The sequence below is a fragment of the Rhizobium sp. P2_G2 genome (genome assembly GCF_056403555.1).
In genome coordinates this window covers 73477-93216 of sequence record NZ_JBFUFF010000024.1, presented here as the reverse complement: position 1 = coordinate 93216, position 19740 = coordinate 73477, and the positions used below count along the sequence as shown (strand labels likewise).

General features: G+C 60.1%; 22 protein-coding genes. 9 read left to right on the top strand and 13 right to left on the bottom strand.

Features of this window, described 5'->3' with window-relative positions; all coding sequences use genetic code 11:
• Positions 1 to 254: 254 nt before the first annotated feature.
• Positions 255 to 446, top strand: a complete 192-nt coding sequence (locus AC1D06_RS18735) for a DUF433 domain-containing protein (protein WP_477987401.1) — start codon at positions 255 to 257, stop codon at positions 444 to 446.
• Positions 447 to 814: 368 nt separating this feature from the next.
• On the opposite strand, the gene AC1D06_RS18730 is transcribed toward AC1D06_RS18735, so the two are convergent.
• Positions 815 to 2818: an MFS transporter gene (locus tag AC1D06_RS18730; RefSeq protein WP_477987400.1), complete on the bottom strand. Its 2004-nt coding sequence runs from the start codon at positions 2816 to 2818 to the stop codon at positions 815 to 817.
• 250 nt (positions 2819 to 3068) lie between these two features.
• On the opposite strand from AC1D06_RS18730, the gene AC1D06_RS18725 reads away from it, so the two are divergent.
• From AC1D06_RS18725 to AC1D06_RS18715, 3 genes are all read left to right on the top strand, one after another.
• Complete coding sequence (locus tag AC1D06_RS18725) at positions 3069 to 4247, top strand: TMEM43 family protein (RefSeq protein WP_477987399.1); 1179 nt, start codon at positions 3069 to 3071, stop codon at positions 4245 to 4247.
• 52 nt (positions 4248 to 4299) lie between these two features.
• Entirely contained in the window at positions 4300 to 5082 is a 783-nt protein-coding gene (locus AC1D06_RS18720; protein WP_477883270.1) for a YdcF family protein, read from the top strand.
• Positions 5083 to 5320: 238 nt separating this feature from the next.
• Entirely contained in the window at positions 5321 to 5956 is a 636-nt protein-coding gene (locus tag AC1D06_RS18715; RefSeq protein ID WP_477883272.1) for a trimeric intracellular cation channel family protein, read from the top strand.
• A gap of 68 nt (positions 5957 to 6024) precedes the next feature.
• Here AC1D06_RS18715 and irrA read toward each other — a convergent pair whose 3' ends face one another.
• Positions 6025 to 6444: an iron response transcriptional regulator IrrA gene (irrA, locus tag AC1D06_RS18710; protein WP_477883274.1), complete on the bottom strand. Its 420-nt coding sequence runs from the start codon at positions 6442 to 6444 to the stop codon at positions 6025 to 6027.
• A gap of 233 nt (positions 6445 to 6677) precedes the next feature.
• On the opposite strand from irrA, the gene fabA reads away from it, so the two are divergent.
• From fabA to fabI, 3 genes are read left to right on the top strand one after another with little or no spacing between them, the layout of a single operon-like run.
• Positions 6678 to 7193, top strand: a complete 516-nt coding sequence (gene fabA, locus AC1D06_RS18705) for a 3-hydroxyacyl-[acyl-carrier-protein] dehydratase FabA (protein ID WP_477883276.1) — start codon at positions 6678 to 6680, stop codon at positions 7191 to 7193.
• A gap of 46 nt (positions 7194 to 7239) precedes the next feature.
• Positions 7240 to 8460, top strand: coding sequence for a beta-ketoacyl-ACP synthase I (fabB, locus tag AC1D06_RS18700; RefSeq protein WP_477987398.1), 1221 nt, complete (start codon positions 7240 to 7242; stop codon positions 8458 to 8460).
• Positions 8461 to 8468: 8 nt separating this feature from the next.
• Positions 8469 to 9275 carry an enoyl-ACP reductase FabI gene (fabI, locus tag AC1D06_RS18695; RefSeq protein ID WP_477987397.1) on the top strand — a complete coding sequence of 269 codons (807 nt, stop codon included), beginning with the start codon at positions 8469 to 8471 and terminating at the stop codon, positions 9273 to 9275.
• A gap of 182 nt (positions 9276 to 9457) precedes the next feature.
• Here fabI and AC1D06_RS18690 read toward each other — a convergent pair whose 3' ends face one another.
• From AC1D06_RS18690 to rpsO, 5 genes are all read right to left on the bottom strand, one after another.
• Positions 9458 to 9733 carry a LuxR C-terminal-related transcriptional regulator gene (locus tag AC1D06_RS18690; protein ID WP_477987396.1) on the bottom strand — a complete coding sequence of 92 codons (276 nt, stop codon included), beginning with the start codon at positions 9731 to 9733 and terminating at the stop codon, positions 9458 to 9460.
• Between the two features lie 258 nt (positions 9734 to 9991).
• Positions 9992 to 11020 (bottom strand): helix-turn-helix domain-containing protein, encoded by a 1029-nt coding sequence (locus AC1D06_RS18685; protein ID WP_477987395.1) that lies wholly within the window; start codon positions 11018 to 11020, stop codon positions 9992 to 9994.
• A gap of 261 nt (positions 11021 to 11281) precedes the next feature.
• Entirely contained in the window at positions 11282 to 12298 is a 1017-nt protein-coding gene (locus tag AC1D06_RS18680) for a class I SAM-dependent methyltransferase (RefSeq protein WP_477987394.1), read from the bottom strand.
• 79 nt (positions 12299 to 12377) lie between these two features.
• Positions 12378 to 14516, bottom strand: coding sequence for a polyribonucleotide nucleotidyltransferase (pnp, locus tag AC1D06_RS18675; protein ID WP_477883286.1), 2139 nt, complete (start codon positions 14514 to 14516; stop codon positions 12378 to 12380).
• Between the two features lie 243 nt (positions 14517 to 14759).
• On the bottom strand, positions 14760 to 15029 hold the full coding sequence (gene rpsO, locus AC1D06_RS18670) for a 30S ribosomal protein S15 (protein ID WP_477883288.1): 270 nt from the start codon (positions 15027 to 15029) through the stop codon (positions 14760 to 14762).
• A gap of 232 nt (positions 15030 to 15261) precedes the next feature.
• Between rpsO and AC1D06_RS18665 the strand changes: the two genes are divergently transcribed.
• Positions 15262 to 15444: a hypothetical protein gene (locus AC1D06_RS18665; RefSeq protein WP_477883289.1), complete on the top strand. Its 183-nt coding sequence runs from the start codon at positions 15262 to 15264 to the stop codon at positions 15442 to 15444.
• On the opposite strand, the gene AC1D06_RS18660 is transcribed toward AC1D06_RS18665, so the two are convergent.
• Both AC1D06_RS18660 and AC1D06_RS18655 read right to left on the bottom strand, forming a co-directional pair.
• Positions 15445 to 15729, bottom strand: coding sequence for a putative quinol monooxygenase (locus tag AC1D06_RS18660; protein ID WP_477883291.1), 285 nt, complete (start codon positions 15727 to 15729; stop codon positions 15445 to 15447). It lies immediately after the preceding gene.
• Between the two features lie 10 nt (positions 15730 to 15739).
• The gene (locus tag AC1D06_RS18655; RefSeq protein ID WP_477883293.1) at positions 15740 to 16117 is read right to left on the bottom strand and encodes a winged helix-turn-helix transcriptional regulator; all 378 of its coding nucleotides are present in this window, start codon (positions 16115 to 16117) and stop codon (positions 15740 to 15742) included.
• A gap of 134 nt (positions 16118 to 16251) precedes the next feature.
• Here AC1D06_RS18655 and gstA point away from each other — a divergent pair, with 134 nt between their 5' ends.
• Complete coding sequence (gene gstA, locus AC1D06_RS18650; protein ID WP_477987393.1) at positions 16252 to 16860, top strand: glutathione transferase GstA; 609 nt, start codon at positions 16252 to 16254, stop codon at positions 16858 to 16860.
• A 40-nt stretch (positions 16861 to 16900) separates the two neighbouring features.
• Here the strand turns inward: gstA and truB are convergent, their stop codons facing one another.
• The 4 genes from truB to AC1D06_RS18630 all read right to left on the bottom strand — a co-directional run bounded on the left by truB (position 16901) and on the right by AC1D06_RS18630 (position 19635).
• Positions 16901 to 17830: a tRNA pseudouridine(55) synthase TruB gene (truB, locus tag AC1D06_RS18645; RefSeq protein ID WP_477987392.1), complete on the bottom strand. Its 930-nt coding sequence runs from the start codon at positions 17828 to 17830 to the stop codon at positions 16901 to 16903.
• Complete coding sequence (gene rbfA / locus AC1D06_RS18640; RefSeq protein WP_477987391.1) at positions 17831 to 18238, bottom strand: 30S ribosome-binding factor RbfA; 408 nt, start codon at positions 18236 to 18238, stop codon at positions 17831 to 17833. It lies immediately after the preceding gene.
• Positions 18239 to 18305: 67 nt separating this feature from the next.
• The gene (locus AC1D06_RS18635; RefSeq protein ID WP_477987389.1) at positions 18306 to 18926 is read right to left on the bottom strand and encodes a hypothetical protein; all 621 of its coding nucleotides are present in this window, start codon (positions 18924 to 18926) and stop codon (positions 18306 to 18308) included.
• A 70-nt stretch (positions 18927 to 18996) separates the two neighbouring features.
• Entirely contained in the window at positions 18997 to 19635 is a 639-nt protein-coding gene (locus AC1D06_RS18630; RefSeq protein ID WP_477987388.1) for a hypothetical protein, read from the bottom strand.
• Positions 19636 to 19740: the final 105 nt, after the last annotated feature.

The window sequence follows — 19740 nt, the reverse complement described above, 5'->3', positions numbered from 1 at the left end:
GTCTCAGATGGTCGCGTCAGCGAAGCTCGCCGATCTGGCAGGTAGGGTGAAGCCCGAGAGGCCACGGCAGCGAGAAATCAAACCCGCCGAACCAGAATAAGCAAACCCAAGCGTCGGGCCGGGAGAACTATAAGCCTGACGACTTCAACCGCTCCAACCGCCCGGTGCGGACCCGCATGCCGGGTGGTGTGGGAGGGGCGGAGCTGATTGGCTCCCCCCTATCCCGATTATGGGCACCATCGAGCAGGGGCCCCATGAGCGAGCTTCACAGAATTATCGTCGATCCCGAGATATGCGGCGGCCGTCCGATTATTCGCGGCCTGCGCATTCGCGTGAAGGACGTTCTCGATCTCCCGGCAGGCGCCTCGCGGGCGGAGATTCTCGAAGACTACTCATTGCTGGAACCAGAGGACATCGCGGCGGTGCTGAAATATGCGGCCATATGAATGACCTCTCGTCCCATATATCGCGTGATACGGTTTCTCATTGATGCTGATCGTTCGACGCGCCTGCTTGGGCGTCAAGAGGCTCCGACGCGGCCAGTGTAATCCAGCAAGCAGCTGGACGCTTTGATGAGCATAGCGTTGCGTAGAGTTGATGGTGGATCCTTCGAGGCCCAATTCCGCTTCGCGTCATTGGGCACCTCAGGATGAGGGGAGATTGGGGCACCGCGATGCCAAAAGCGCCCCTGTGAGCGACAGAAGATTGGGGCACCAGCGCTGCCCCATACTCCTTCACCCTGAGGCACTTTTTCGGCGCAACCGGAAAAGCCTCGAAGGGGCCGTTCCAAGCACAAAACCAAGCTCAATGGCCATCAGAACGGTCTGACATCTCCGGGCTTGTCATCGCGGATGTGGTCATCCTCTTCCGGCCGCTCTTCCTCGAACTTTGGTTCCTGCCGCAATGCAGGCTTCGGTTCCGAGACGCCCCTATGATCCGGCTGCACCGGCTCCGAAACTGCGACCTCTTCCGAAGCCACAGTCTCCTCCGTCTTGGTCTGCTCAGCAGCTGTCGCGGTCTCCGGCTCCACACCTCTAACCGGCGCCACCACAGGTTCCGCCTTCGCCACGACCGGCTGCTCCTCCCGCATTGGCGTCCACTTCTCGAGCTGCCTTGCCCAGAATCCCTCCCAGGCCCGGCCAAGCCGCGTCTTGTGGTCCGGGAACGGCGCCAGCAGTGCAAACAACAGGCCCAGCACCGCCGGCGAAAAGTCGAGCGCCAGTTGTAGCGCAATATAGCCCATCAGGCTGCCGGCATAGGAGACCACGGCCCAGAACGGCCGGAGCGGCACGAAGACCGGCACGTCGTTGGCGGCCTGCGCCTGCTGCAGCGGCGTCGGCGGTGTTTCCTGCGTGCCATGGAACAGGCGATCGACGAAGGGAATGGTCTCGATGCGGTTTTCGACCGGAATACGGAATTCCGGGCTCGATTTGCGCACATCGATGTCCTTCTCGGCGCTGGTCGCGGCCTCCTCGACGGAATCGATCAGCGTGTCGATCTGGTTGAGAATGACGTCCTTCTTGGCGAGCGTGCAGGCCGACCAGCCGGAGAAGAAGGCGTCGGAATTCACTGTGGCGCGCGTCTCGCGCACGAAGGTCTTCACGCTCGGCAGCGCCGAGGAATTGTCCGTCTCGACGATCTTCTTGCGGATATTGTCGGCTTCGGCGGCGAGTTCCGGCTGGATATCCTCGATCTTGCCTTCGGGCTTGCGGATATGGGCGCGCAACTGCTCGATCTGCGCCTTGATATCCTGGTTGGCGTTCTTGCGGATATTGACGATGTTGAGGATTGTCGCGGTGCGCGCCGCCGAGTCCGTGTAGAACCGCCAGAGAGAGCCCCTGCCGGCGCCGCAGCCCTGGCCCGTGGTCTGCTCGCTGACCGCCGCGGCCTGCAGCTGGTTCGACATATATTGCAGCGCGCCCGACAGGCGGTTGGCCTCGACCGCGCGGATGCCGTCGACGCGCCGCTCATAAGCGTCGAGCACATCGGAATACCAGAGATTATGGGCGCGGATGCCTTCCGTGCCGCCGACGCCGATAATGCCGAACACGGTGTGAATGGCGAGCGTCATCGGCACCAGCACGATAAGGCCGACGACATAGCCGAAGATGCGCGAGATCATGAAGCGCGCCAGGCGGATGCGCAGGAAGACGAAATTCCAGCCAGCCCAGATGATCAGCGCCGCCAATGCCGAAAGGCCGATCGGAACACCATATTGGATGAGCGGCGGATCGAGCGGGTCGACGATTTCATGGTGGAAACCGATCGCCGTGGTGGCGAACGAGCCGACCATGGCCGCGCCGGTGACGAAGGATGCGATCTGGTACCAGCCCTGCGATGGCAGGCTGTTGAGCTCGGCCTTGCGGCGGGCATTGGCGGCGCGTACGGCGAGATATTCGGCGCGTTCCTCGGGTGTCATGCCGTCCAGCCGGCGCGATGGTGCGAACCAGCTGACGAAGGCTTTGTAGAGCAGCAGGAATATGCCGGTGAAGATCAGCCAGATCTGCCATTCCGCGACAGCAGCACCCTGTCCTTTGATGGTATTGTAGATGGCAAGCGCCGCCGCGAAGCCGCCGGCATAGATGCCGAGTGTCGCCAGCGCATTGAGAAGGCGCATTTCACCCCAGCGCAGCCAGAGGCCGGCCGACAGGCCAGCCAGGCAGACGATCATCAGGATGATTTCGGGGCCTGACAACGGCGTCGCAAGGCTCAGCACATGCCAGGCGACGAAAATGCCGATGACGAATGCTGAAATCGCGTAGATGACGCCATGCCAGGCGGCCAGGAACCGTCTCGCCTGCTCGAAAAATGCCTTCATCGAAACCCCCCAGTTTCGCAATTCCTTGTTCGGCGGTGCAGTGCCGAATCTTTCGACTTTTCCGGCCTATTGCGCGAGAATGCAAGCAGATTTGCGGGTCCCTCTTCGTCCGTTCGTCAAATTTCAACGATGGCGAGAAATTTCGTCTGTGATGACAGAATAAGGCCCGATGGATTAACGTCGAAGCAGTACGTTCGTCTTTGCAACGCTCGTGGGACCGCGTTGGGGCATCGACCCGCAGGAGAGGGAAATGAGCTACACCGAAACTGAAACGACATCCTGGTTTTCGCGTATCAAGAATGCACTGATCGGCATCCCGATCGGCATCGTGCTGATTCTTGGCTGCATCTGGCTGCTGTTCTGGAACGAAGGCCGGGCGATCGAGACCTATCGCGCGCTGGTCGAAGGCGCCGGCCTTGTCGTTTCCATCGACAGCGCCAAGGTCGATGCGACTAACAACGGCAAGCTGGTGCATATTTCCGGCGCCGTGACGCCGAACGGCCAGGCCGCCGATCCCGATTTCGGCGTTACCGCCGACGGCGCCATCGCCGTCAGGCGTGACGTCCAGATGTATCAATGGATCCAGGAATCGCAGAGCCATACCGAGAAGAATCTCGGCGGCAGCGAAACGACCACGACGACCTATTCCTATAAGAAGGAATGGCGGTCGAGCCATGTCGACTCCTCCGACTTCAAGCAGGGCGGCCACGACAATCCCGATTTCGCCGTCAATGATGCGACGACGCCGGTCCAGAAGGCCACGGTCGGCGCCTTTTCCATGAATGGCGACACGGTCGCCGATCTTGGTGATGCGACGCAGATCAAGCTTGCCGCCACCGATGTCAGCCGTATCGCCGGCAATATCTCGACCGACCGGCCGGCCAAGCTCAACCAGGGCGAGGTCTATCTCGGCAATTCGGTGACCTCGCCGCAGATCGGCGACATGAAGATCCGCTTCGAGCGCATCGACCTCAAGCAGGCGAGCTTCGTCGGCAAGCAGATCGATGACACGCTCGGCCCCTATACCAGTTCGAATGGCCGCGACATCTTCCTCAGCGCTCCCGGCACCAAGGATGCAGCGGCGATGTTCAAGCAGGCGCAGGACGAGAACACGATGATCACCTGGCTGATCCGTGCCGGCGGCCTGATTGGCCTGTTCATCGGTTTCAAGCTCTGCATGGCGATCTTCAGTATCCTGGGCGACCTGATCCCGTTCATCGGTTCGCTAATCGGCGGCGGCACGAGCATTCTCGCGCTGATCTTCACCCTCGTGCTGGGACCGGTCGTCATCGCCATCGGCTGGTTCGCCTATCGGCCGCTGCTGTCGATCGCCATCATCGCCGTCGGCGTCGCACTCGCGGTCGGCTTTGCCTTCTTGCGGCGCAAGCCGGCGGCAAGCGCCTCGCCGCAGCTTGGCCGCGCCACCTGACATCAAGCCATAAGGCCGGCGCCAAGCCGGCCTTCTCTTTTGGGAGACAAAGATGTTCTTTCTCGGCAAGTCCGCCTGGATCGTGCTGCAGCCACTGTCGCTCGCCTTCTTTCTGGTGGCTTTCGCGCTGCTGCTCACACTCCTCGGCCGCAGGTTTTTCGCATTCCTGTTCACGCTTCTCGGTGCCGCGGTCCTGTTCGCTACCCTCTTCACCTCGACCGGCGCCTGGGCATTGCAGACACTGGAGGCGCGTTACCCGCGTCCCGACCTGCCGGCACAAGTCCCCTGTATGATCGTGCTCGGCGGCGCTTTTGATCTCGAAGTCACAGCGGGCCGGGGCGGCATGGAGTTTAACCAGTCCGCCGACCGCTTCATCGAGGCCGCAAGACTGGCGCGGCTGCATCCTGAGACAAAGATCCTTGTCTCCGGCGGCGACGGCTCCTTCTCCGGCGATTATAAGGGTGATGCCGAACTGGCCGGCGATTTCTTCTCCGCCATGGGCGTCGATCCGACAAGGCTGATCAAGGACACGGCCTCGCGCAACACCGAGGAGAATGTTTCCGAGACCAAGGCGCTTGCCGATCAGAATGGCCTCAAGAGCTGCCTGCTGATCACTTCCGCCTATCACATGCCGCGCGCCAAGGCGCTGTTCGACAAGGCCGGTCTCGAGGTCATCCCCTGGCCGTCGGACTACCGGTCGAGCGGCAAGGTTGAGCTGGGTCTGGATTTCACCCAGCCAACGCTCAACGGCCAGCTCGCATCGACCGCGGCCCGTGAATGGCTGGCGCTGGCTGTCGCGCATTGGACAGGTGAGACCGCGACTTATGTGCCGTAAGCTTCGAGATCGCCACGTGATTATTCCGGGACGACAGAGCGGAGAAGCATGCTGATAGGTCGTCGACGGTGTTTTGGTCGAGGCAAACGGTAACTGCGTCCTGCTCATCGGTCCAGCGCAAGAGCGGTTGCCGCCGATGACCCTTTGCGCTGAGATGGAGCTCACAACGATGTCGCATCAAAATCGTTGACAATCATCGGCGCCATCCTTCCCATATCGGCATCGGCAGGGGGCGGGCATGACGATTCTCGAATTTCTTGATTATGCCGCGATCGCACTTTTCGCCGGCACCGGCGCATTGTCTGCAAGCCGCAAGCAGCTGGATCTCATCGGCTTCGTTTTCCTCGCTGCCGTCACCGGCATCGGCGGCGGCACGCTGCGCGATGTCGTGCTCGGCGCGCTGCCGGTGTTCTGGGTAAAGAATCCGGATTATCTCCTCGTCTGCGCCGCCGCCGGCGTGCTCGTCTATTTTACCGCCCATTTCTTCGAATCGCGCTATCGCGTGCTGCTTTGGCTCGACGCCATCGGCATGGCGGCCTATGCGGCGCTCGGCGCGGGCAAGGGGCTGGCGATGACGGGGTCGCCCGTGGTGGCGATCGTCACCGGCATGCTGACGGCGACCTTCGGTGGAATTTTACGCGATATCGTCGCCGGCGAGCCCTCGGTACTGCTGCGGCCCGAAATCTATGTTTCTGCTGCCATGGCGGGCTCGGCCGTGTTCACGATCGCCCATGCACTCGGTTTCAGCCAGATCACCTGCTTTCTGCTCGCAAGCCTCACGGCTTTTCTCATTCGCGGCGGAGCGTTGCGCTATGGCTGGTGCTTTCCGGTCTACAAGGCACGACCTGGCCGGCACCCGGACGACGTCATGTAGCCGTCCTCGGCTGCTGGGGCCGGTATTGGAAAGAGAGGGTGATTGGAATTCGTGCGGGTCGAAGACCCTCAGCCCTTCTTCTCGCGCAGGCGGATGACCACATCCACATGCGCAATTTCCATACCCTCCGGCGGTTCCGGCAGGTTGGCGATGGAAATATTGCTGAGCGGGATGTCGAGCACCTCGTTACGGCCCTCGACGAAGAAATGGTGATGGTCGGAAATATTGGTGTCGAAATAGGTCCGGCTGCCTTCGACGGCAAGCACGCGGATCATATGCGCTTCGGTGAATTGGTGCAGGGTGTTGTAGACCGTGGCGAGCGACACGTCGATACCGGCTTCCGCAGCTTCCTCGTGCAGTTCCTCGACGGTCAGGTGCCGGTCGCCCTTGGCGAATAGCAGCGACGCCAGGGCGACGCGCTGTCGTGTCGGGCGCAAACCTGCCTGCCGCAAACGCGCTTCAGTCGATGCCGAATGATGACCGGCCATAAATGCCAAGCTCCGATCCCGTGAAAAATAGGAGTATTTTTGTCAACGATATATAGACCTGGGGCTTGCCTTTCAACAGATTTTCATTGCAAGGCCTTTTCGACGCATTGGAAAACGGCGATTTAAGTTGGCTTTTTACCGCCGCATCCTATATTGCGGCTGCAAGTCCGCGCTCGGGCGTGCTGAGAGCGGCCCGAAGTGTCTGAGTTTAAAAAACAGGGGGAACGCCGTTTATGGCCGTGCAGAAGTCGAGTTATACCTATGAGGATCTCCTGACCTGTGCTCACGGCGAATTGTTCGGCCCGGGCAATGCACAACTGCCGCTTCCCCCTATGCTGATGGTCCACCGCATCAGCGACATTTCCGAAACCGGCGGCGCTTTCGACAAGGGCTATCTCCGCGCCGAATATGACGTTCGCCCCGACGACTGGTATTTCCCCTGCCATTTCGAAGGCAATCCGATCATGCCCGGTTGCCTGGGCCTTGACGGCATGTGGCAGTTGACGGGCTTCTTCCTCGGCTGGCTCGGCGAGGAAGGCCGTGGCATGGCGCTCTCCACCGGCGAGGTCAAGTTCAAGGGCATGGTCCGCCCGAACACCAAGCTGCTCGAATATGGCATCGACTTCAAGCGCGTCATGCGCGGCCGTCTGGTCCTGGGCATCGCTGACGGCTGGCTGAAGGCTGACGGGGAAACCATCTATCAGGCGACGGACCTCAAGGTCGGCCTCTCGAAGGAAAAGGCGGCTTGAGCGTTTCGCTTGGGCCAATCCGCCAACTTATTGAAGGTCTGAAATCATGAGACGTGTCGTTGTCACCGGCCTTGGGATCGTGTCGTCCATCGGCAACAATGCCGCCGAGGTGACGGAATCCCTGCGCAACGCGAAATCCGGCATTTCCTTCTCGCCCGATTTTGCCGAGCACGGCTTCAAGTGCCAGGTCTGGGGCGCCCCCAATCTTGACCTGACCGGCATGGTCGACCGGCGCGCCACGCGCTTCCTGTCGACCGCCGGTCAGTGGAACCACGTCTCCATGCTGCAGGCGATTGCCGATTCCGGCCTCGAGGAGAAGGATATCTCCAACGAGCGCACCGGCATCATCATGGGTTCCGGCGGCCCATCGACCCGCCAGATCGTGGAGGCTGCGGATATCACCCGCCAGAACACCTCGCCGAAGCGCATCGGTCCGTTCGCCGTGCCGAAGGCCATGTCCTCGACCGCATCGGCGACACTCGCCACCTGGTTCAAGATTCACGGTGTCAACTATTCGATCTCGTCGGCCTGCTCGACCTCGGCGCATTGCATCGGCAATGCCGCGGAAATGATCCAATGGGGCAAGCAGGACGTGATGTTCGCCGGCGGCCATGAGGATCTGGACTGGACCATGTCCAACCTGTTCGACGCCATGGGCGCGATGTCGACCAAGTATAACGACACGCCGACGATCGCTTCGCGCGCCTATGATGCCAACCGTGACGGCTTCGTCATTGCCGGCGGTGCCGGCGTCGTCATCCTCGAAGAGCTGGAGCACGCCAAGGCGCGCGGCGCCAAGATCTATTGCGAACTCACCGGCTATGGCGCGACCTCTGATGGCTACGACATGGTGGCGCCGTCGGGCGAGGGCGCCAAGCGGTGCATGAAGATGGCGATTTCGACCATCAAGAACAAGGTCGACTACGTCAACACCCACGGCACCTCGACGCCGGTGGGCGACAGCAAGGAAATCGGCGCGATCCGCGAAGTGTTCGGCGCAGAGATGCCGAATATCCAGTCGACCAAGTCGCTGACCGGCCATTCGCTGGGCGCTGCCGGCGTGCAGGAAGCGATCTATTCGATCCTTTCGATGCAGAACGGCTTCATCGGCGAGAGCGCCCATATCGAAACGCTCGATCCGGAATTCGAGGGCGTGCCGATCGTCCGCAAGCGCATCGACGACGCAAAGATCGATGTCGCGCTGTCGAATTCCTTCGGCTTCGGCGGCACCAACGCCACGCTGGTCTTTGAACGTTTCAACGGGTGACGCTCTCGATGACGGGTATGATGCACGGAAAACGCGGCCTGATCATGGGCGTGGCCAACAACCATTCCATTGCCTGGGGCATTGCCAAGGCGCTCGCGGCTCAAGGCGCCGAACTCGCCTTCACCTATCAGGGCGAGGCGCTGGGCAAGCGCGTCAAGCCGCTCGCCCAGGAAGTCGGATCGGATTTTCTGCTTGAATGTGATGTCGAGGACCTCGCATCGGTCGATGCGCTGTTCGCCCATATTGGCGAGCGCTGGGGCACGCTCGATTTCATCGTCCATGCCATCGGCTTCTCCGACAAGAACGAGCTCAAGGGCCTCTATGCCGACACCACGCGCGACAATTTCGTCCGCACCATGGTGATCTCCTGCTTCTCGTTCACCGAGATCGCCAAGCGCGCCGCCGGCCTGATGAGCCATGGCGGGTCGATGCTGACGCTGACCTATGGCGGTTCGGTGCGGATCATGCCCAACTATAACGTCATGGGTGTCGCCAAGGCCGCACTCGAAGCCTCGGTCCGCTATCTGGCGGGGGATTACGGCCCACGTGGCATCCGCGTCAACGCTATCTCTGCCGGTCCGATCCGCACACTTGCCGGCGCCGGCATTTCCGATGCGCGCGCCATGCTCAACTGGCAGCAGAAGAATTCGCCGATGCGACGCACGGTGACGATCGAGGATGTCGGCAACTCGGCCGTCTATCTGCTGTCGGACCTGTCGCGCGGTGTCACCGGCGAAATTCACTACGTCGATTCCGGCTACAACATCACCTCGATGCCGGCGCTCGAAACGCTGGGCCGCGCTGATCAGGAATAAATAGAAATAACATAGCCCGGCCTGAACCCCGAGGCCGGGCTATGGAGCGGCTCTTTTAGAGAGTGGCGCTCGAATAAGAACTGCAAGTGGTCCGCCCGCCTTCGATCCGACGGGAAGCGGCCTACCGGGAGGGGACAGGCAGCTTTCCGCCGGGGCACTTGCAGCGCTCGACCGGAAACGCGTTACTTACCGTCAATACCGATCAAGCCTTGGGAGACTGCGATGCCGATGGCATGCAGCCTGTTGCGCGCGCCGAGCTTGCGTTCGGCGCTGTTGAGAATGCTGTCGACTTCTGTTTCATCCGTCTTCAACTCGCCGCTGATTTCACCCGGCCGGAAGCCGTTGGCGACAAGCTTGAGGCAGGCGATCTCCTCATGCGTAAGGTCGAGCTTGGCTTGAGCCGCACCCAATCTCGTCTTTCTCTGGATCATCATCACGCCGTTCAAATTCAGGTTCATGCAGGGCTCCTGCGATTGCCGGTGTCCTAGGAGAGTTCACTTGAGGCTGTCGCGATGACGAAATCGGCCGTGCCCCCAATCGTCGCTTGGGAGTGGCTCGCAAACACCTCATTCGGATGGCGCTGATGTAGTTTAAAACTTGGGCAATTGCATTGACAGCGCGCGCCAAGAATTCTGAATTGATGCTAAACTTAAAGCGATTGAAATCTGGAATAATCGACTTTTGCGCCGCGACATCGTTGTGAAACAATGAAATGCCTAGATCGCGGCCTTGCGATAGTCGCGGGGCGTCTTGCCGAACCATCTCATCGTCGAGCGGGTGAAGGCGCTGGCGGCGGAATAGCCGAGCCGCAAGGCGATCTCGGCGGCGCTGAGTTCGGTCTCGGTCAGCAGCTTTCCCGCCAGGCTGCGCCGGACGTCGTCGCGAAGATCATTGAGGCTTGTGCCGGTTTCGGCGAGCCGGCGCTGCAGGGTGCGTTCTGAGACACGGAAATAATCGGCGGCCTCCGAGAGGTTGATATCGTTCTCGGCAATGCGCGTCAGCAGGAATTCACGCAGGTCCTCGGCGAAGTCGTCGCCTTCGGAACGCTCCGGTCGCAGGCTGCGGCATTGCAGGTCCATCAGCCGGAAGAGCCTGTCGTCGCCGCGCGAATTGGTGACGAAATAGAGTTCGGGCGGCAGTCTCAGGCTATTCATACGGCGCGAGAAATTGATTTTCTTGGAAATTTTCTCGCGGTAGACGGCAATATTCTTCGGCTTCAACCTTTCCAGGCCGACCTCGATACTGTCGATGTCTGGCCCCAATATGCCGCGGAGCCGCTGCATGATCAGCCCGATGACCATGTCGACATACTGGTCGCGCTTGACGAGCAGCGGTGAATAGGAGAACTGAAGTTCTGCCCCGTGGCTGTCGACCTTGAACCGCGCGAAACTCTTGTCGGAGACATATTGCTGGTGATCGCCGAGGAAGCGGAAGAAATCCAGCGCCGTGGGCGCGCTCATCAGGCCATAGCCATAGGGACCGCTTGCCCCCGGCTGGAAATGGTCGATGGTTTTCAGGCCAAAAGCCTCGTCGCCGGTGATCAGTGCGCAGGTCTCGAACAGGCGGCAAAGACGGTCGAGACTGATTCGGCCGGTGAGATCTGAAAAGGTCGCTGGATCGAGCCCGAGCGCCTTGCAAATTGGTACAATGTCAATTCCGTAACGCGCTGCGGATTCACCAATCGCCGAAGCGAGCCCCGACGGCGTCAGATATTTGTCCACTTCGGTCTGACGCTGCTCGACCATTGGCGTCCAAAGTTAAATAAATGGCATGAAATGATAATCTATCGAAGGGTTTTGGCCTTGTCCATCACGAGCAGCCGGCAAGTCCCAAAAGTTACGGTTTTAACAAATCAGATGTTATAGCAATAACAGACGTTTACGCGTTTCACGCGTTCCAGGCTTTGATGTTACAATGCAATGAAAGCAACGGCACAAGCCGATCCGGATGGGCTCCGATCCGAGACAGAGACTGTGTCATGCCGGAGCCTCATGACAGGCTTGCGCTCAGAGCTTGCCGAAAAGAACCTTGTAACGGGCGTTGCGAGCCACTTCGTTGCTTGCCTTGAACAGCTCGCTGAGAACTGGCTCGTAGGGCAGGCCGCGGTTGGCGACCAGCAGCAGTTCTCCGCCCGGCCGGAGCGCGCTTGCCGCCGTCTTTATCATCGCCTGTCCGAGCTGCGGCTCCGCAGCATGGCCTTCGTGGAAGGGCGGGTTCATGATGATGAGGTCGTAACGATGCTTGACCGCCTCGCGTGCAAGATCATGCCAGAAATAGCGGGCGCTGAGCGCAGGCGCGCCTGCGTCGAGATTACGCCGGGCGGTCTGCAATGCCGCATGGTCGGCCTCGTAGAGATCGATGCCCTCGATACCGGGAGAGGCCTGATAAAGTGCATCGGCGAGAAATCCCCAGCCGGCGCCGAAATCCGCCGCGAGCTTGGTAAAACCCTTCGGCAGGTAACGGGCAAGGAAAACGGAACCGGGATCGGCTTCGCCGTGTGAAAACATGCCCGGCGCCGTGGCAAAGCGATCGAGGATTGTTGCCTCCGGCTGGGTGAAGGCGGCGATGACCGCATCGGCGTCGTTTGGCTGTGCAAACCAGAAAGCCTGCGCATGATATTTTGCCAGATGCTCGGTCTCTATGCCGAGGGCGGCAACGCGCTTGCGCAACGATTGTACACCGTCCTCCTTGGCGCCCGCAACGACGATCCGGCCGCCCGGCCGCGTCCTGCGCACGGCGTCGGCGAGATAGTTCTCGCTGGCGCCGCGATGGCGGCTCATGAGCACGAGTGTCATGTCATAGCCATCGCCTTCGGCAAATGGCTGTGCTTCCACGCCGCGCTTGACCAGAGCGTTGTAGAGCGGCTTGAAGCCTTGCACGGCGGTGATTGCGGCGTCGAAGCCTTCCGGCAGGTCGTAGCCTGTTTCCGCGCCGAGAAAGAGGACGCGTTCGTCCTTGGCCGGCGGCGTCAGCACGTCGGTGACGAAGGGGTGGAAAAGGGTTTTGACGGCGTCGCGGCTCATACGATCGGTTCTTTCGGCTTGACTATATAAAAAAGGCGCGGGCTACCCCGCGCCTCGATATCACGAAAAGCAAGCGCGCTTATTCAGCGGCGTCTTCGCTTTCCTTCTTCTGCACGATTTCCTTGCCGGTCGCCTGGTCGATAATCTTCATCGAGAGGCGCACCTTGCCGCGCTCGTCGAAGCCGAGCAGCTTGACCCAGACCTTCTGGCCTTCCTTGACGACATCGCCGGTCTTGGCGACGCGTTCGGACGCGAGTTGGGAGATGTGCACGAGGCCATCGCGCGGGCCGAAGAAGTTCACGAAGGCGCCGAAATCGGCGATCTTGACGACCGTGCCTTCATAGATCTGGCCGACTTCCGGCTCGGCGACGATCGAATGGATCCACTTGCGCGCCGCTTCGATCTCCTTGGCGGAGGAAGAGGCGATCTTGACGGTGCCGTCGTCTTCGATGTTGATCTTGGCGCCGGTCTTTTCGACGATCTCGCGGATCACCTTGCCGCCCGAACCGATGACTTCGCGGATCTTGTCGACCGGAATGTTCATCGTTTCGATGCGCGGGGCGAATTCGCCGAGCTGGCCGCGGCTCTCGGAGATCGCCTTGGCCATTTCGCCGAGGATGTGGATACGACCACCCTTGGCCTGCTTGAGCGCGATGCCCATGATCTCTTCGGTGATGCCCTCGATCTTGATGTCCATCTGCAGCGAGGTGACGCCCATCTCGGTGCCGGCCACCTTGAAGTCCATGTCGCCGAGATGGTCTTCATCGCCAAGAATGTCGGACAGAACGGCGAAACGATCGTCTTCCTTGATCAGGCCCATGGCGATGCCCGCCACCGGACGCGCCAGCGGCACGCCGGCATCCATCAGCGACAGCGAAGTGCCGCAGACGGTCGCCATCGAAGACGAGCCGTTGGATTCGGTGATTTCCGAGACGACGCGCAGCGTGTAGGGGAAGGATTCCGCGTTCGGCAGCATCGGATGGATGGCGCGCCAGGCAAGCTTGCCGTGGCCGATTTCGCGGCGGCCCGGCGAACCCATGCGGCCCGTTTCACCGACCGAGTAGGGCGGGAAATTATAGTGCAGCATGAAGGTTTCTTTGTACATGCCGGTCAGGCTGTCGACGAACTGCTCGTCTTCGCCGGTGCCGAGCGTGGCGACGACGATCGCCTGCGTCTCGCCGCGGGTGAACAGCGCCGAACCATGGGTGCGCGGCAGGATGCCGACTTCGGCGACGATCGGGCGAACGGTTTCGAGGTCGCGGCCGTCGATGCGGCTCTTGGTGTCGAGGATGTTCCAGCGGACGATCTTCGCCTGCAATTCCTTGAACACGGCGCCGATCACATCGGCCGGATATTTCGAATTGCCTTCGGCGTCGATGAAATGCGCCTTGACCTTGGCCTTGACGGCGTCGACGGCGGCGTAGCGGACGGCCTTTTCAGTGTTCTTGTAGGCGGCACGGAGCTCTTCTTCCGAGATCTTCAGCATTTCGGCTTCGAGTTCGGAATGGTCCGGCGCGGTAAAGTCGCGCGGCTCCTTGGCGGCTGCCTCGGCGAGCTGGATGATCGCGTCGATCACCGGCTGGAAACCACGATGGCCGAACATGACGGCGCCGAGCATGGTCTCTTCGTTGAGTTCCTTGGCTTCGGACTCGACCATCAGCACGGCTTCGGACGTGCCGGCGACGACGAGATCGAGCGAGGACTCGTCCATCTCGTCGAGATGCGGGTTGAGCACATATTCGCCATTGATATAGCCGACGCGAGCGCCGCCGATCGGACCCATGAACGGCACGCCGGAAAGCGTCAGCGCCGCAGACGTGGCGACCATGGAGAGCACGTCCGGATCGTTTTCGAGGTCATGCTGCATGACGGTGACGACGACCTGGGTGTCGTTCTTGTAGCCGTCGGGGAAGAGCGGGCGGATCGGACGGTCGATCAGGCGGGAGACGAGCGTTTCCTTCTCGCTCGGGCGGCCTTCGCGCTTGAAATAGCCGCCGGGGATCTTGCCGGCGGCATAGGTCTTTTCCTGGTAGTTGACGGTCAGCGGGAAGAAATCCTGGCCGGGCTTCGGCTCCTTGGCGGAGACGACGGTGGCGAGGACCACGGTCTCGCCATAGGTGGCCAGAACGGCGCCGTCAGCCTGCCGGGCAATCTTGCCGGTTTCCAGGATGAGCGGGCGTCCGGCCCATTCGATTTCGATCTTGTGGGTTTGAAACATATAGTTTGTCCTTTGTGCGCGGAGCTGCGCCCTGAAGGCACGATCGTCCGCTTTATTGTGCACATCACGGGCAAGACAGCGGGATGTTTCGGTCATCAGCCGGCCGGCTGGCAAACATCCTGCAATCCTGCCCCATGATGGGCTGGATGACATATCCTGGAGCAACGGCCCTCCGGTCTCCAGGGTTCCGGATTGTTCCGGATGCGAAAACGGCCGGGAAGCAGGCTCCCCGGCCGGAGAATATTAGCGGCGAATGCCGAGAGCACCGATCAGCTTGGTGTAACGGGGCTCGTCCTTCTTCTTGAGATAGTCAAGAAGCGAACGGCGGCTCGACACCATCTTCAACAGGCCACGACGAGAATGGTTATCCTTCTTGTGGTCCTTGAAGTGGCCGGTCAGGTTGTTGATCCGCTCGGTGAGCAGCGCCACCTGGACTTCCGGCGAACCGGTGTCACCTTCGACGGTGGCATACAGCTTGATGAGTTCAGCCTTGCGCTCTGCAGTGATCGACATCGGACAAATCCTTTCGTTTTTATTGGATTTTGAGACGCCCAGGGCCGGGATGTCGTCCAGCGCTGGCCAGTGATAGCAACGACGGATCGTTAGCTGGCCGGGCCTATAAACGAATTTGATGGAAAAGGGAAGGGGGAGGGGTTCTGTGGCGGAAATCCCGGTTTTTCGGCTTTTCATCTGCTGTCGATGAGATCAACAATGCTGTCACGACGATATGAAAAGAGCCAAAGAAATGAGTGAGACCGAAGAGCTCAACGCCATGAATGAGAGACATGAAGAGCGCATGGCGGCAATTCGCCTCCGCCTACAGCAATCTCTCGATGATCCTCGGCCTAATCTGACCAGCACCGAGATGTGTAAACGGCTACAGGCGCTCTATGCCCGCTATCAACAGACCACTGCTGATAGGCGCTGATCAAACCACATTCAACGGCTCGGTCTCAAAACGCTGATCAAACCCGCCAATCAGCGGCATGGCCTTCTGGATGGTCGCCCTGACTTCCGGAATATTCAGCGACCCGGCATGTGACTCCTTGTTGTCCCACACTTCAGTAATCCAGATCGCGTCCGCATCCGTCGGGTCGCGGGCGATGACATAGCTGATGCAGCCGGGCATTTTCACAGCGCCCTCGGTCATGATGGCGATCAGGTCGTCGCGCTTGCCGGTCTGGGCTTTGAACCTGCTGATCAGTCCATACATCTTCACCTCCTCAGGCGGCCGCTGCGGGTCGATCGAAGTCGCACGTGCCGAGCGACTTTAGCCGCATGCGATGGCTGACATCAACGATTGCCGCGATCACCGGCATCAATTCGGCACCGAGTTCGGTCAGCTTATATTCCACCGTCGGCGGCGAAGTCGGCATGACCTCGCGGTGCACTATGCCACGCTGTTCGAGTTCCTTTAGCCGCGCGCTCAGTACCTTTGACGAAATATTCGGGATGTCGGCACGCAGTTCTGAAAACCGGCGCGGCCCCTGGCTCAAATACCAGATGATATGCGGCGTCCAGGCGCCTGATATCATCGACATGCATTCGCCGAGAGGGCAGGCGGGGCTCGGCGCGTGGTTCTTGCGGCGCTTCAAGGTCATCGGATTTCTCCCCGGAAATCAGGTTACCTGGCGGATATCAGGAAATGCCGGTTACCTCAAGATGCCTGGTTACAAAAGAGAACCAGATATCCTAGTTACACCGCATCGAACCAATCCTTCGAAAGGTAACTATCATGAAGCTGTTCTATTCGCCCGGCGCTTGCTCCATGGCTTCCCACGTCATCCTGCACGAGATCGGCAAACCCTTTGAGATCGAGAAGGTCGACGGCAAAGCCAAGACGACGGAAAAAGGCACTGATTTCTGGACCATCAACGCCAAGGGCGCCGTGCCGGCACTGCAACTCGCCGATGGCGAAGTGCTGACCGAAGGCGCCGCCATCCTGCAATATATTGCCGACAGCAATGGCGCCACCGAACTCGCCCCGCCTGTTGGCACGATGGCACGCGCCCGCGTCCAGGAAATGCTGAATTTCGTCGCTTCCGAACTGCACAAGGCTTTCAGCCCACTCTTCTATCCGGGCAAGACGGAAGAAGAAAAGGATGCCGCCAAGGCTGCGATCGGCAAGAGATTCGATTGGCTGGAATCGCGCCTTGCCGATGGCCGCGCCTACCTCACTGGAAGTGCGTTCACCGTCGCCGATGCCTATGCCTTCGTCGTTACCAATTGGTCGAAAGGCATGAATATCCCGCTGGACAAGTGGCCGAAGCTCAAGGCTTTCGTCGAGCGCGTTTCCGCGCGCCCGTCGGTGCAGGCGGCAATGCAGGCCGAAGGCTTGATTTAATCCAGCACAAGGCGGGGCTCGTAGCCGCGCCTTGACAGCCTCAGGCGAAGACCCGCTTGGGGCGGAATTCACCGGCCTCGATGGCGCCGATGGCGATCAGTTCGCCATGCGCCGTCGCATAGGCTTCGGGGCAGGGCAGCGGCGCATCGCGGCCGCGCAGGATGATCGGATTGCCGGCACGCAGACGCCGCGCCTGATCGTCATTCACAGGCAGATGCGGCAGTGACGACAGCGCTTCGCCTGTATCGATCAGGAACGCATCAAGCGCCGCGAGCCGCTCATCCGCGTCGTCGATCGATTCGAGCTCGACCAGCTTGGCAAGCGGCACCATGGTTTCCTCGCCGAACGGCGCCACATAGGTGCGGCGCAGCGTGGCGATATGGCCATAGCAGCCGAGATCACGGCCGAGATCGCGCGCCAGCGAGCGCACATAGGTGCCCTTGCCGCATTCGACTTCAAAATGGGCGCGGTCTGTCTCGGCCTTGATCAGCGTCAGCCTGTGGACTTCGACTTCGCGCGCGGGAATTTCCACGACCTCGCCTTCACGCGCGAGATCATAGGCGCGCTCGCCGGCGATCTTGATCGCCGAGAATTGCGGCGGCACCTGTTCGATCACGCCGGTATATTTCGGCAGCAGCGCACGGATCGCTTCCTCGGTCGGGCGGCTGTCCGACATGTGCACGGCTTCGCCTTCGAGGTCGTCGGTCGAGCGTTCCTCGCCCCAGGCGATGGTGAATTCATAGATCTTGCGGCCGTCCATGACGTAAGGCACGGTCTTGGTGGCGTTGCCCAGCGCGATCGGCAGCATGCCGGAGGCGAGCGGATCGAGCGTGCCGGCATGGCCCGCCTTCTGTGCCTTGTAGAGCCACTTGATCTTGGAAACGGCTTCGGTCGAGCCGAAATCCACCGGCTTGTCGAGGATCAGCCAGCCGGAGATCGGCCGGCCCTTGGGTTTTCTCGGTTTGGACATTTATTCCTTGTCTTCTTCTTCCTGGTCCAGGTCGCGCTGTACTTGCGGCGACTTCAGCAATTCGTCGATCTTGCGATAATTCTCGAAACTCGTGTCGTCGCGGAAGCGAATGTCCGGCATGTATTTCATCTGCCTGAGCGCCGGCGACAGCTTGCCGCGGATGAAGCGGGCATTGCGGTTCAGCGCTTCTACGACCGTGTCGCGGTCGGCGGAGCCGAGCGGCGTCACATAGGCGGTGGCGATCTTGAGGTCCGGCGACATGCGTACTTCCGAGATCGAGACGACCGTGGTCTCGATCACCGGATCGACGATTTCGCCGCGCTGCAGGATCTGCGTCAGCGCGGAACGGACTTGTTCGCCCACCCGCAGCATACGCTGCGAGGGCGCGGAAGATGTGGCTTTCGACATGATATTTCCAATATGGCCATTGGCCCAACAATCAAGCGCGGTGAAATGACCTAGTTGCGGCCAAACGTCAAGGGCCAACCGCGTCTGCGACGGCAGCCCTGGCTTCGACGGCGCTCTTCCAGAGGGCGACAATTTCCCGAGTGCGCTTTTTATAGTCTTCATGTCCCTCGAAGACGCGGGAGGGAAGATAGAACACCCATGTGCCATAATCGAAATAGATGCATCGCTTCGAGATGATGATATCGCAAATCGCCGTCCAATAGCTCTGGAACATCATCTCGCCGATCGTCGAGCGAATACCTTCGGGATAGATCTCAAAGGAAACAAGCCGTTTTCCGGCCATCCCTGCCTCAAGCGCCTCCTCCCGTCGCTTGGCGTTCAGCCGCTTCTGTATCACGATCAGCAGCCAGATGAGGGCGAACACCGGAAGAGCCTGAAGCATGGCGATGCTGAATGGCGGGATGCTGGAAAGGTCAGCGATATAGGTCAGCACATATCGCCGATAGAGTTCCATCAGCAGTCCAAAGAGGACGATATAGGCGATATACCAGAGCAAGGCATATTTACCAGGCGATCCGTCGCGGGATGTCAGCCATCGCGCCGTCGCCGTCCGTCCGATTTCGATCTGTTCCTTCGCATCTCGTTCGTAGGACAAAGACATAATGCAGTGTTGTCTATCGAAATCCATGCGGTTTTTCCCGATGTCGTGGCCCTCGTGGAGGAATACGGCTGGGAACCAGATTTCCGATGACCTTGTCCTATTTTTCCGACGTTCGGTCGTGTGATGTTCGGACCTCTTCCGTCGGCGAGCGGTTTTTTGCCTCGGCCCAAAGCCGGCGGGTTTGCTGTGCGGCTGCTTCGAATTCGGCGCGGCTCTTGAAGGCACGTGCCGGAATGTAGCTGATTGATGTATCAAAATCGAATTCGATACGATCCTGCCTGACGACGATGTCATTGACTGCCCTCCAGTCGAACATGGTTGTGATCAGGCCATAGGATGTTCGGAGGCCCTCCTTAAAGATGTCAACATCGACAAACTTGCCAGGCTCCATCCTATCGATTAGCGCCTGCCGCCGCCGCTTCACTGCTCGGATACAGAAGATGTAGTAGAGGACAGCAAGCATGATGATGATCGGCAAGATTTGGAGCAGGACAATGCCGAGCGGTGCGACCGCATCCACGCCAAACACCGGCTCTAGCACCAGCTTTCGATAAAAATCCATCGACATGCCGATTGCGATACCGATGATTATCGAACCAACGAAGGTGACGCTGCGGGGAAGCTTGCGGCGCGGGCGCACGAGCCGGCGACCTGCGGCTATCATGGCATCGACATGCTCCTTCGGGTTACGTTCGAAAGAAAGCGACAGGACGCGATCTTGCGCATCGAGATGCATGCGGTTCTTCCCAATATTGCGGCCTTCATGCGGAAAACGGCGTGAAATCCGATTTCCGCTCACGCCATGCCCGATTTTCTGGAAGTTTAGACTGCGGTCCTTGTA

Excerpts from the sequence above, each read along its gene's own strand:
- pnp (WP_477883286.1), bottom strand. The coding sequence starts at position 14,516 with ATGTTTCAAACCCACAAGATCGAAATCGAATGGGCCGGACGCCCGCTC.
- rbfA (WP_477987391.1), bottom strand. The coding sequence starts at position 18,238 with ATGTCGAAAGCCACATCTTCCGCGCCCTCGCAGCGTATGCTGCGGGTG.
- AC1D06_RS18725 (WP_477987399.1), top strand. The coding sequence starts at position 3,069 with ATGAGCTACACCGAAACTGAAACGACATCCTGGTTTTCGCGTATCAAG.
- fabA (WP_477883276.1), top strand. The coding sequence starts at position 6,678 with ATGGCCGTGCAGAAGTCGAGTTATACCTATGAGGATCTCCTGACCTGT.
- fabI (WP_477987397.1), top strand. The coding sequence starts at position 8,469 with ATGACGGGTATGATGCACGGAAAACGCGGCCTGATCATGGGCGTGGCC.
- truB (WP_477987392.1), bottom strand. The coding sequence starts at position 17,830 with ATGTCCAAACCGAGAAAACCCAAGGGCCGGCCGATCTCCGGCTGGCTG.
- AC1D06_RS18715 (WP_477883272.1), top strand. The coding sequence starts at position 5,321 with ATGACGATTCTCGAATTTCTTGATTATGCCGCGATCGCACTTTTCGCC.
- AC1D06_RS18630 (WP_477987388.1), bottom strand. The coding sequence starts at position 19,635 with ATGCATCTCGATGCGCAAGATCGCGTCCTGTCGCTTTCTTTCGAACGT.
- AC1D06_RS18665 (WP_477883289.1), top strand. The coding sequence starts at position 15,262 with ATGAGTGAGACCGAAGAGCTCAACGCCATGAATGAGAGACATGAAGAG.
- AC1D06_RS18660 (WP_477883291.1), bottom strand. The coding sequence starts at position 15,729 with ATGTATGGACTGATCAGCAGGTTCAAAGCCCAGACCGGCAAGCGCGAC.
- gstA (WP_477987393.1), top strand. The coding sequence starts at position 16,252 with ATGAAGCTGTTCTATTCGCCCGGCGCTTGCTCCATGGCTTCCCACGTC.
- fabB (WP_477987398.1), top strand. The coding sequence starts at position 7,240 with ATGAGACGTGTCGTTGTCACCGGCCTTGGGATCGTGTCGTCCATCGGC.
- AC1D06_RS18735 (WP_477987401.1), top strand. The coding sequence starts at position 255 with ATGAGCGAGCTTCACAGAATTATCGTCGATCCCGAGATATGCGGCGGC.
- irrA (WP_477883274.1), bottom strand. The coding sequence starts at position 6,444 with ATGGCCGGTCATCATTCGGCATCGACTGAAGCGCGTTTGCGGCAGGCA.
- rpsO (WP_477883288.1), bottom strand. The coding sequence starts at position 15,029 with ATGTCGATCACTGCAGAGCGCAAGGCTGAACTCATCAAGCTGTATGCC.
- AC1D06_RS18655 (WP_477883293.1), bottom strand. The coding sequence starts at position 16,117 with ATGACCTTGAAGCGCCGCAAGAACCACGCGCCGAGCCCCGCCTGCCCT.
- AC1D06_RS18730 (WP_477987400.1), bottom strand. The coding sequence starts at position 2,818 with ATGAAGGCATTTTTCGAGCAGGCGAGACGGTTCCTGGCCGCCTGGCAT.
- AC1D06_RS18685 (WP_477987395.1), bottom strand. The coding sequence starts at position 11,020 with ATGGTCGAGCAGCGTCAGACCGAAGTGGACAAATATCTGACGCCGTCG.
- AC1D06_RS18635 (WP_477987389.1), bottom strand. The coding sequence starts at position 18,926 with ATGGATTTCGATAGACAACACTGCATTATGTCTTTGTCCTACGAACGA.
- AC1D06_RS18680 (WP_477987394.1), bottom strand. The coding sequence starts at position 12,298 with ATGAGCCGCGACGCCGTCAAAACCCTTTTCCACCCCTTCGTCACCGAC.
- AC1D06_RS18690 (WP_477987396.1), bottom strand. The coding sequence starts at position 9,733 with ATGAACCTGAATTTGAACGGCGTGATGATGATCCAGAGAAAGACGAGA.
- AC1D06_RS18720 (WP_477883270.1), top strand. The coding sequence starts at position 4,300 with ATGTTCTTTCTCGGCAAGTCCGCCTGGATCGTGCTGCAGCCACTGTCG.